Below are 538 nucleotides of genomic sequence, written 5' to 3' on the forward strand. Positions count from 1 at the left end.
GGCCACCTACGTGCAGGTGTACACCGCGGGTAACCAGGGCGAAGCGCTGGCCAACGAGTCCATCGAGGCCGTCCAGGACATCGTCTACGGCATGCAGACCCCGCCCGGGCTGAAGGTCTTCGTGACCGGACCCGCGGCGCTGGCCGCCGATCAGCAGATCGCCGGTGACCGCAGTATGCGGATGATCGAGGCGCTCACCTTCACCGTCATCATCGTGATGCTGCTGCTGATCTACCGATCGTTCCTCACGATGCTGATCACCATCTTCATGGTGCTGATGTCGTTGCTGGCCGCCCGGGGCGTGGTGGCCTTCCTGGGCTACCACGAGATCATCGGCCTCTCGACGTTCGCCACCAGTCTGTTGGTCACGCTGGCGATCGCGGCGTCCACCGACTACGCCATCTTCCTGCTGGGCCGATATCAGGAGGCCAGGTCCGCCGGTGAGGACCGGGAATCGGCGTACTACACCATGTTCCACGGCACCGCCCATGTGGTGCTCGGCTCGGGCCTGACCATCGCCGGCGCCACCTTCTGCCTG

At 65.1% G+C, this 538-nt stretch carries 1 protein-coding gene; it reads left to right on the forward strand.

Going from position 1 to position 538, the window contains the following annotated elements:
• A partial coding sequence (locus tag H7I41_RS16535; RefSeq protein WP_264013690.1) for an MMPL family transporter occupies nucleotides 1–538 on the forward strand: 538 nt, incomplete at both ends.

Source organism: [Mycobacterium] manitobense (assembly GCF_025821665.1).
Lineage (GTDB): Bacteria > Actinomycetota > Actinomycetes > Mycobacteriales > Mycobacteriaceae > Mycobacterium > Mycobacterium arseniciresistens.